Source organism: Paenibacillus sp. Soil766 (assembly GCF_001428105.1).
Classification (GTDB): Bacteria; Bacillota; Bacilli; order Paenibacillales; family NBRC-103111; genus Paenibacillus_E.
On the sequence record NZ_LMSJ01000012.1, the window covers coordinates 467,835 to 478,571 of the forward strand.

At 43.3% G+C, this 10,737-nt stretch carries 7 protein-coding genes; all 7 read left to right on the forward strand.

Features of this window, described 5'->3' with window-relative positions; genetic code table 11:
* The first annotated feature begins 25 nt into the window (after positions 1-25).
* The 7 genes from queC to ASG89_RS35540 all read left to right on the forward strand — a co-directional run bounded on the left by queC (position 26) and on the right by ASG89_RS35540 (position 10,706).
* On the forward strand, positions 26-721 hold the full coding sequence (gene queC, locus ASG89_RS11435; RefSeq protein WP_057310698.1) for a 7-cyano-7-deazaguanine synthase QueC: 696 nt from the start codon (positions 26-28) through the stop codon (positions 719-721).
* A gap of 30 nt (positions 722-751) precedes the next feature.
* Entirely contained in the window at positions 752-1,429 is a 678-nt protein-coding gene (locus tag ASG89_RS11440; RefSeq protein ID WP_057310699.1) for a response regulator transcription factor, read from the forward strand.
* Positions 1,426-2,832, forward strand: coding sequence for a sensor histidine kinase (locus ASG89_RS11445; RefSeq protein WP_057310701.1), 1,407 nt, complete (start codon positions 1,426-1,428; stop codon positions 2,830-2,832). Before ASG89_RS11440 ends, ASG89_RS11445 begins: the two co-directional genes overlap by 4 nt.
* A gap of 117 nt (positions 2,833-2,949) precedes the next feature.
* The gene (locus tag ASG89_RS11450) at positions 2,950-6,063 is read left to right on the forward strand and encodes an efflux RND transporter permease subunit (RefSeq protein WP_057310704.1); all 3,114 of its coding nucleotides are present in this window, start codon (positions 2,950-2,952) and stop codon (positions 6,061-6,063) included.
* Between the two features lie 12 nt (positions 6,064-6,075).
* A complete protein-coding gene (locus ASG89_RS11455; RefSeq protein WP_057310705.1) occupies positions 6,076-7,374 on the forward strand; it encodes an efflux RND transporter periplasmic adaptor subunit in 1,299 nt (432 codons plus the stop codon).
* A gap of 35 nt (positions 7,375-7,409) precedes the next feature.
* Complete coding sequence (locus ASG89_RS11460) at positions 7,410-9,119, forward strand: hypothetical protein (RefSeq protein ID WP_057310706.1); 1,710 nt, start codon at positions 7,410-7,412, stop codon at positions 9,117-9,119.
* Between the two features lie 226 nt (positions 9,120-9,345).
* A protein-coding gene (locus ASG89_RS35540; protein ID WP_157276605.1) for an IS3 family transposase occupies positions 9,346-10,706 on the forward strand; the annotation gives its coding sequence in 2 pieces (ribosomal slippage) (positions 9,346-9,802 and positions 9,802-10,706; 1,362 coding nt in all).
* Positions 10,707-10,737: the final 31 nt, after the last annotated feature.

The window sequence follows — 10,737 nt, forward strand, 5'->3', positions numbered from 1 at the left end:
AATTAATATAAAGAGGTGCTTAGGTATGAGTGAAAATCAAAAAAGAGCCGTCATCATTCTTAGCGGCGGTCTAGATAGTACGACATGTATGGGACTTGCCAAGGAAGCGGGCTATGAGTTGTTTCCGATTTCTTTTGACTATGGACAGCGTCACAAGATTGAAATAGAGAATGCCAAGCAAGTTGCTGAGCATTATGGGGTTGCAGCGCGTCACAAAATCATCAAGTTAGATTTCCTGCGCGATTTCGGTGGGAGTGCTCTGACCGACGATACGATTGCTGTTCCCAATGTGACAAATGCTCCTGAGACTGAAGAAATCCCTGTTACTTATGTACCGGGACGGAATTTATTATTTCTTTCCATTGCAACTTCCTATGCAGAAGTCACGGGTTCACAAGCCATTTACATTGGTGTGAATGCATTAGATTACAGCGGTTACCCGGATTGTCGACCTGAATTCATCCACAAAGTAGAAGAAGTTATTGCGCTGGCAACCAAAGTCGGTGTCGAAGGCAAGGGGATTACGATTGAAACACCATTGATCTCTTGGACGAAAGCGAAGATCGTAGAAGAAGGATTGAAAATCGGTGTTCCATATGAGCTGACAACATCGTGCTACAATGGTAAAGCAGAAGCTTGCGGCGAATGCGACAGTTGTCGATTGCGGTTGAAAGGCTTCGAAGAAGCGGGTTCTAAGGATCCGATCGCATATTTAGCGTAGCTGTACGGGGAAGAGAAAGGCGGTGCTTGCATGACTCGTATTATGGTTGTTGATGATGACGCGGATATCCGAGAGTTGATTCGCGTTTATTTGGCAGGGGAAGGCCTAACTGTTGTGCAAGCCAGCAATGGTCAAGAGGCGCTAAGTCTTATGGAATCCGTTCCTGCTGACCTAGTCGTGCTGGATGTTATGATGCCTATGATGGATGGCTGGGAGCTATGCCGCGAATTGCGATCGCATTACCCGGAACTTCCTTTGTTGATGGTGACTGCGAAGAGTGAATCTGTACATAAGGTGAAGGGCTTCCAGCTCGGGACCGACGATTACTTAGTAAAGCCTTTTGACCCCGTAGAGTTAGTCATGAGAGTCAAGGCGCTATTAAAGCGATATCGTATTCATTCTTCACAAGTCATTTTCATAGGTGGCGTGACCATCGATCGAACAACATATGAAGTACGCTATCAGGATCAGCGGTTTACGTTGCCATTGAAAGAATTTGAGCTACTCTATAAATTCGCAAGTCATGCGGGCCAAATCTTTACGCGTACTCAGCTGATTGAGCAAATTTGGGGGATGGATTATGAAGGCGATGAACGTACGGTGGATGTCCACATCAAACGATTGCGGGAACGATTTGAACCTTTCTCGGAAGGATTTCAGATTACAACCATACGCGGTTTAGGCTACAGGCTTGAGGTGAAGGTATGATTAAATCGCTCTATTTACGTGTGGTTGTTACCTTTCTAGCAATTGTAGTGGCCAGTGTGCTTATCGCTTTTCCTTTAGCCATGTACTTTTTTACGAATATGATTTCTACGCAATTTCAATCCGAGATGCTCGCTGTTGGACGTCAAATAGTTACATTAAGCAATGAAGTGCAGCCGAAGAATTTGCATTCCTTTATAGCAGGGAGCAATAGACTGAACGAAAGTTATTTATTTACGCTTTTTGAGTCTAACGGTGAAACGATAAAGGGAATTCCTGTGGATTCTAAAGGGAAACCGCGTATTCAACCAACAGAAGTCGCTGATGTGTTAAAGGGGCATGTTTATAAAAGTTTAGATCTCGGAGTACCACTACGTGGATTTTTCAGTGGGATTAGCTCCATAAAAGTAGGGGTACCGCTGACAGTTGGGAATCAGAACTATGCTTTATTTATACATACGAATATCACAGAGGATGCTAGCCGTCAAATACGGACATTGATTACCTTTGTTCTTGCTATTGTCCTCATCGTGGGGAGCATGCTTATTCTGATCGCTTCGCGTTATCTAGTTAATCCTCTGAAGAAGCTGACTCTAGCGACAGAGAAGCTGGCTCGAGGTAATTTTAATGTCAATGTGAATGTGAATAATAAGGACGAATTGGGCAAACTCGCAGAGAGCTTCAACCATATGGCTGGAGAGCTTAAACAGTTGGAACAGATGCGTCAGGATTTTGTCTCGAATGTCTCACATGAGATCCAATCCCCGCTGACCTCGATTCGCGGCTTTTCCAAAGCGTTAAGGGAATCGGAAATCGCTGAGCAGGATCGGATTAAATACTTGGAGATCATTGAACGTGAGAGCGAACGTCTGTCTCGTCTAAGCGAGAATTTACTGAAGCTAGCTTCGTTGGAATCCGAGCATCATCCGTTTCATCCTACGATCTATGATTTAGACGAGCAATTGCGTCGTATTGTTGTATTCTATGAACCGCAATGGTCTATGAAAGAATTGGATATGGATCTGGCACTGCCTCGTGTGAAAATCTTTGCAGATAGCGATCAATTAAGCCAAGTGTGGATGAATGTGATTGGTAATGCGATCAAATTCACATCGACGGGTGGACATATTTATATCAAACTAGTTCCACTTCGTGACCGGGTTCAAATATGGATTCAAGATAATGGAATCGGTATTCCATTAGATGAGCAAGGTCGAATTTTTGACCGATTCTATAAGGTGGATCAAGCCAGGCAGCGCGATAGCGGCAGTGGTCTTGGGCTTGCTATTGTAAGGAAAATCATTGATATGCACGATGGAACGATTGAGGTTCAAAGTGAGGTCGGTAAAGGCACGTTATTTCTTATCGTGTTACCGACGACGCACTCGCCAACTAAAAAGAGTTGAACAAGAAACTTGGGCATGTACACCAAATGTACACCAAGTTTTTTTGATTTGTTCATATTGAGTTCATATTGAACCTGTATCTTTAACTCACAATCATTAGTTGAGGGGAGTACAGGAATGAATCGACTCACACATTTTTCGATGAAAAACGTATCCGCGTTATTCATCATCATGATCATGCTTTTTGTAGGCGGCTTGTATTCAGCAACACAGCTGAAGGAAGAGAACATGCCGAACGTTTCCTTCCCTGTTGTGGCCGTTACAACGACCTACACGGGCGCGCCAAAGGACGTTATGGATGAAATTACCGTACCGATTGAGAAGAAGTTGGCGAATCTAGAAGATTTAGATTCCATGCAATCCACTTCAAGCGATAATTTCTCTATGGTTATTATTTTCTTCAAGCAAAATGTCGATATTGACAAAAAGAAGCAAGCTGTACAGGATGCCTTGTCATCAGTTTCCTTACCAGCTACAGCAGGTGCTCCCAAGGCTTCTACCTTCGGTGCGGCCTCGTTCCCTTCGAATTATTTAGTCGCCTATGCGAACGAAGGAGTCAGCCAAACTGAGCTTGATAAAACGTTCAAGGATACGATTAAACCAGGTCTTGAAGGTATCAAAGGGATCGACCATATGGACATTATCGGTGCCAGAGATACCTCGCTCGATATTGAGCTAGATGCAGCGGCCTTAGATGTCTATGGTTTGTCACCAGGCATGGTGAGTAATGCCATTAATACCGCGGCGACAAAAACTCCGATCGGTTCTATTGAAATCGATGGTAATAGCAAAATGACCCGCGTTACCGGCAATTTATCCAGTTTGTTTGATCTCCAAAAGGTAGAGATTACTACGCCTACGGGCGCCATTGTTACCTTGGATCAAGTATCCAAAGTAAAAGCCATTACGGAATCTGATTTTAATGGACGTCTCGATGGCAAGCCAGCGATTGGAATGATTTTATATAAAGCTGGCAGTGCGAACGCCGTTGAGTTCTCCGAAGAAATCGAGAAGAACATTACGGAATGGAAAACAACCTTACCGAACATTACGTTCAAAAGCACTTTTGATAGTGCCGATCAAATTAAGGAATCGATCTCTGGACTTGTCCGTGAAGGAATCGTAGGTGCAGTCCTTGCGTCCTTGATGATTCTAGTTTTCTTGCGAAATGTACGTATGACACTCATCGTACTCGTCTCGATTCCACTCTCTATTTTGATCACATTATTATTAATGTCGACTTTAGACCTCACGCTCAATACGATGACACTTGGCGGTATATTTATCGCGGTTGGACGGGTTGTCGATGACTCGATTGTCGTTATTGAAAACATTTATGCTTCCTTGGAAAAAGCGCAGGAACGTAAAGAATCCGTTATTGCTTTAGCAACGAAACAAGTTTCGATGGCGATTACGTCGTCTACCTTGGCTACCGTTGGGGTATTTGCTCCACTTGCATTGGTAACTGGAGTTGTAGGTGGTTTCTTCCGACCTTTCGCATTAACGATTGCTTGTGCACTTCTTTCATCCTTAATCGTAGCTTTAACGGTTATTCCTATGCTTTCGAAATTACTTGTGTTGCGTAGTAAACCAGGTAAGGTTCAGCATGATGAATCTGCGCCAACGAAAATGACGATGTTTTATGAAAAAGTACTGACGTGGAGCTTGAAAAATAAGATCAAAACGTTATTAGTCGCACTAGTCTTGCTCATTGGGACAATGGCTGGAACGATTCCGTTCTTATCTGTATCCTTTTTGCCTGCCTCAGCTGCATCGCATATCATGTATTTCCAATTAAAATTGCCATATTCAACGTCTTTTGACGCAACAGATAGCAAAACAAAAGAAATCGAAACAGTCTTGTTAGACCTGAAGGATTCCAATGGTGAGCCGGTATTTAAGTTTGTTGAGGCACTAGTGGGTTATGCTGGCAAGGATGATGAGCAAATTCCTTACGCGTCTCAGATTTTCCTTGAAGTCAATGAGAATGTAGATCCAGTTAAAGTGCAAGAGCAAACGACCGCTTATATTTTATCTGAGCTGCCGAATGGTTCAGAAGTTGAGCCTAAGTCCATGGAAGGTGATTTCGGGGTATCAAGTACGGACTTCGCCTACACACTCCAAGGGGACGATCAGCTTCAATTAGAGAAAGCAGCTAGAATGGTGAAAGAGAAATTGAACACTTTCCCTGAGCTTGCCGAAGTTGAAGACAATTTGAGTGATGCCAAAACAGAAATTGAAATTGCCGTTGATCAGAAAAAGGCTAGAGCCTTTGGCTTAAGCGCTGCATCCGTTCGAGATGCGGCACGCACATGGATTTCAAAGCAGAATCTAGGCGATATGAAATTCGATAATATTGTCTATACAACAACGGTTTCATTGGAAAAAACAGACAAAAATTCCCTTGAGAAGCTGGGCAATATTCCGTTAACAGCTCAGAATGGGTCGACCATTCTTTTGAAGGAAGTCGCGAAAATCAATGAAACGAAAGGCGCTGCTTCCCTTGCCAGGGAAAATCAGTCGCAGCTCGTGAAAGTTTCTGCCAAAATTAATTCAGACAATAAGACAGCTGTGAGTGCGAAGTTAGCTACAGCTCTGAAGGAGTTAGAGCTTCCAGAGGGTGTTACACCGCAAATTACAGGCGTATCTGAAGATGTGAACGAGAGCTTTACTCAGTTGTTTGTAGCGATGGCTGCTGCTATTTTCGTAGTCTACTTAATCATGGTGTTGGCGTTCGGGAATGCAAGTGCACCATTTGCGATTCTGTTCTCACTTCCTCTAGCTGTTATTGGCGGTCTCTTAGGTCTCGTTATTGCAAGAGAGCCTTTAACGGTAACTTCGATGATCGGGTTCCTCATGTTGATTGGTATCGTCGTCACGAATGCGATCGTATTGATCGACCGTGCACAACAACTGCGTGAAGAGGGGTATACCGTTCGTCATGCGCTTATTGAAGCAGGGAAAATCAGACTTCGTCCTATTATCATGACAGCCGGGGCAACTATTATGGCGTTAGTACCGCTAGCACTTGGTATCTCAGCTGAGGGCGGATTAATTGGTAAAGGTCTTGGGGTTGTTGTTATTGGTGGTTTGATTACTTCGACGCTCTTGACGTTAGTCGTTGTACCTATTATTTACGAGTTGATCGAAAGTATGAAAACCCGCATTAGCGGCATGTTCAAAAAAAATAAAGGCAACAAAAAAATGACAACGAGTTCGTTAGAAGTATAAGGAGGCACATCGATGATTAACGAAGGTTCACGAAGAGGGCATAGCAAATATCGCTGGATGGGGGTCATCACGCTGTTAACTGCAGCGACCGTGTTGGCGACAGCCTGCTCTGCACCAGGGGCTAAGGATGCGGCAACTGTACAGTTAACGCCTAAAGCGGTCAAAACAGAAGCGATCAAGCTGCAAAAGATAAGTAATCCGATTGAGCAGGTTGCGGATGTTGTAGCCGGAACAACGCTCGATGTGATGGCGAAAGCGAACGGTGAAGTTACGGAAGTTCTGAAGAAACGTGGCGAATATGTGACGAAAGGCGATGTCCTTTTCGTTATTGATAATAAAGATGCGCTATCGAATAAGCGCAAAAGCGAGCTGCAAGTGAAGAGTGCACAGGATTCCTTGCAGCAAGCTAGAGATAATAAAGTGAATAATAGGAAAGATTTGGCTGATAACTTAGCTCGTACACAAACAGCTTTGAATAATGCGCAGCAGGATTACAACAAAATCAGAAATGATTTTGAAGCAGGTGTTGCTGCACAGCGACAAGTAGATCAAGTAAAGCAAGCGTTGGATAATGCTCAAATGAGCTTAGAGGCTGCGCAAAATAAGCTTTCCGCTTTCGATAACACGGATGCCATCTCTTCTATTGAGACACAAGCAGCGTCTGCGAGTCTTACCTTAGAAGACGCTACGCGCGCTTTGGAGAATTACGAAGTGAAAGCTCCTGGCAGCGGTATTCTAACAGATTTCAATGTCGTGGTAGGCCAAACAGCATCTGCACAAGCAGGCAAAGTGGGTCAAGTTCAGCAGATCGATCCGATCAAAATCAAAACAGAGCTAGCTGAAACGAACTACCAGCTTGTGAAAAACAAGAAGGAGCTCGTGTACTATGACCCGAATACGCCTGATAAGAAAGGGACAGCTAAAATTAGCTACCTAGCCCCAATCATGAGTGCTGCTTCCAAAACCTACACGCTGGAATTAGAAATTCCTAATCCAGATCGTACGATTCAACCAGGAGGCCGCTACCAAGTCCAACTGACAACGGAAACAGAAGAGAAAGTGGCGGTTGTGCCTACACTTAGTGTCATTCGCGAAGAGTCGGATACGTTCGTATTCGTTCAGCAAGGTGATCAATATTTGAAACGGAAAGTGAAGCTTGGGCGCATTAACGGCGAGTTCCAAGAAGTATTGGAAGGCGTGAAAGAAAGCGAACAGCTGGTCATCTCGGGACAGAACACATTAAAAGACGGTCAAAAGGTGACAAGTCCAGCAACATCCGCACAACCGACGGCATCACCAGCTGCCAAATAGCATCATTGAAATTCATACTAAGGGAGACGTTATAAATGAAAAAAAGACCATGGAAATCCAGTCTAACAGCCATTATGCTGGGAGCAATGATCGTTCAAGGAGGTACCGCAGCGTGGGCTGCGGAGCCTTCCACACCAACTGTTGTCGCACCAACTGTGAATTATGGTTTAACCAAGGATATTCGTGCTGCTATCAAAAGCGTAGCTGAAACACCTACAGCGACGGGCTCACAGCTTGCTGTGACGGTTCGCCTATACAATGGGGGCACAACTCAGAACCGCGTGCCAGAACATGAGCTTCGCGTTCAAACTTCGAGCGGGATCTCTTACACGCTGAAACCAAGTGCAAGTAATAAAGCTTCCCTGCAACCGAAGGAAATTGCAGAGCTTGTTTATTTCGCATCCGTGGATTCGAAGGAAATCGGAAAGATTGAAAGTCTTTCGTTCGTGAATGTCGATTTATATGCCTATCCGAAGGTAGAGACTACACTGCTTTCCATGCCAACCAATCAAGTATGGTATGGCGGTACGGGTAGCGCAGCGCTGGAAAGCATTGCAAGTGCGGGGTGGGGACAAGATTTCACTATTGCTGGTGTGAATTCAGGACTTACGTATAAGACGGTTGAAGCTTCGATTCAAAGCGGGGCAACGGGACGTGTAGCTGTTCTTACTGTCCTTGTAAACAATCCAGGAGAGGGCCGCGAAACTGTGCCAGCCTTCCGTGTAGATGCACAATCAGAGACGAAGAGTTATGAAGGAAAACGTACAGAAGTGGCTCCGGTTGTATTGGCTGCTGGAGAAAATACGTATATCCATTACGCGATCCCAGTTGAGACCGGAGTGGAGTTAACGAACATCGTCGTGCTATCGACGGATACGTTCATTCCTAAAGATGGAGGTCAGTCTGAGGAACTGGCAACAGCTAAACTTGCTATCAACTGGCCAACAGATGGCTCTGCTGCATCAGCAATTGCATATAAGATTGGTCAACCCATTCCTTTCCATGCACAGGCCAAAGTGATTGATAAGACGACGGAAGTTTCATTAATGGAGCTGCATTTGCACGAGAACCCAGATGAAGGCTATAAAACGGCAGTCGCCAAATTCAAATTAACGAATACAAGCACAACACCAATCGCAACACCTACGTTTTTGACGGAACTAACTAATAAGACAGGTGCTTCCTATCAAGGTGTTCGACAAACGAATGTGACGACGATGATGAACCCTGGTTTAAGTTATGTAGTCAGCTACTCGTATATTGTTCCACAATCCGAAGATAGTGAAAGCTTTGCTTTGAAAATATTAGATGCACAGGCTGCAGCTCCTTATACGACGACGATTGCTGCCCTACAAACGGACTTACAGAAGGAAACTACAGATAATCTTATTTCCTTGTACCCGATTGATGTGACATTCAAAGACATATCTGTTAATATGCAATATGCAATGGGGACATACAACTACAAGGTGAGATTGGATCTAAGTATTTCACAGGTTGCAAACGTCGTGGTTGATAACAATTTCTCCAAATTAAGATTTGAGATTGTAGATAGCTTAGGGCGAGTAGTAGGTTCTAAAGACGCATCTTTTATTGGGCCTAATAAATTAGTCAGTGGTATTCAAGTAATCGATGCAACGGGGGCGAATTTGGATCAATTTAGCTCACCTTTCACGATTAATATCTATGAAACCATGGATACACCGATGGGAACCGCGAAACGTTTAATCAAAGGAATCAAATAATTGCACATGTGTTGAACAGAAAAAGCAGCCTGCTAATAGAGTCATCTATGAACTGCACCCCAATTGTTAGACACCATCTAACGATTGGAGGTGCAGTTTTTTTGTGTCAAAATTCAATTTAGAATTAAAGAATAAAGCTATTCATCAATATCTCTATATATTGAGCTAGTNTGAACTGCACCCCAATTGTTAGACACCATCTAACGATTGGAGGTGCAGTTTTTTTGTGTCAAAATTCAATTTAGAATTAAAGAATAAAGCTATTCATCAATATCTCTCAGGAAGTGAAGGGGTTAAAGGCATTGCGAGATCCTTAGGAATTAATCATGAGGTCTTGCGTATGTGGATTAAGCAATACGAATATCACGGTGTAAAAGCCTTTGAAAAAAGCTATACAGCTTACACCATCCCATATAAAATAGACGTACTCAACTATATGATCGAGAATGGGACGTCTCCAAACGAAGCTGCTGTCATTTTTAATATCTCCTCTCCAGGAATTATTCGAAAATGGCGCAGTCAATTCAATGCACACGGAGTTGACGCCCTCATACCAAAGAAAAAGGGGCGTCACAGTACGATGGATAAAGATAAAAAAGGCTTTAAGAAGCAAGAACCTGCTGAGGGATCAGTTGAGGCTTTACAGGCCGAATTAGAACGTCTGCGTATGGAAAATGCCTACTTAAAAAAGTTGAATGCCTTAGTTCAAAACAAGGAAAAATCACCAAACAAGACAAATCGCAAGTAGTCTATGAATTAAGGCATGAATTTCCGGTGATCGCATTATTAAAGCTTGCTGACATTCCTCGTAGTACCTTTTATTACTGGGTGAAGCGGTTTGACAAGCCCGATACAGACGCAGAACTGAAGCTCCTTATTCAATCCATTTACGATGAGCACAAAGGCCGCTATGGCTATCGTCGTATCCGTGACGAACTGTGCAATCAGGGCTATCAAGTTAATCATAAAAAAGTGCAGCGCATCATGAAAGAATTAGGGTTGAAATCAGTGGTTCGTATGAAGAAATATCGTTCCCATAAAGGAACTGTAGGTAAAATTGCTCCCAATATTCTTGATCGCAATTTCCAGGCGGAGAAACCAAATACGAAGTGGGTTACAGATATTACGGAATTTAAGTTGTTTGGTGAAAAGCTGTATGTATCGCCTGTGCTAGACTTGTTTAACGGTGAAATTATCACCTACACTATAGGTTCTCGTCCTACATACTCCTTAGTCTCTGATATGCTTAAAAAGGCATTTAAACGCCTATCAAAGAAGGATAAACTCCTTTTGCATTCGGACCAAGGCTGGCACTATCAGATGAAACAGTATCAACATGCTTTGAAAAAGAAAAGGATTACCCAAAGTATGTCTCGTAAAGGAAATTGCTACGATAATGCGGTTATTGAAAATTTCTTTGGCATAATGAAGTCAGAATTTCTTTATCTCAACGAATTTGAAAGTGTAGACCATTTCAAGCGCGAACTAGCTCAATATATTGATTACTACAATTACAAACGGATAAAGTCAAAATTAAAAGGCATGAGCCCAGTACAATACCGAGCCCATGCCCAACAGGTTGCTTAATATATATGTCTAACTTTAAGGGGTCACTTCA

Excerpts from the sequence above, each read along its gene's own strand:
- ASG89_RS11450 (WP_057310704.1), top strand. The coding sequence starts at position 2,950 with ATGAATCGACTCACACATTTTTCGATGAAAAACGTATCCGCGTTATTC.
- ASG89_RS11460 (WP_057310706.1), top strand. The coding sequence starts at position 7,410 with ATGAAAAAAAGACCATGGAAATCCAGTCTAACAGCCATTATGCTGGGA.
- ASG89_RS11445 (WP_057310701.1), top strand. The coding sequence starts at position 1,426 with ATGATTAAATCGCTCTATTTACGTGTGGTTGTTACCTTTCTAGCAATT.
- ASG89_RS11455 (WP_057310705.1), top strand. The coding sequence starts at position 6,076 with ATGATTAACGAAGGTTCACGAAGAGGGCATAGCAAATATCGCTGGATG.
- queC (WP_057310698.1), top strand. The coding sequence starts at position 26 with ATGAGTGAAAATCAAAAAAGAGCCGTCATCATTCTTAGCGGCGGTCTA.
- ASG89_RS11440 (WP_057310699.1), top strand. The coding sequence starts at position 752 with ATGACTCGTATTATGGTTGTTGATGATGACGCGGATATCCGAGAGTTG.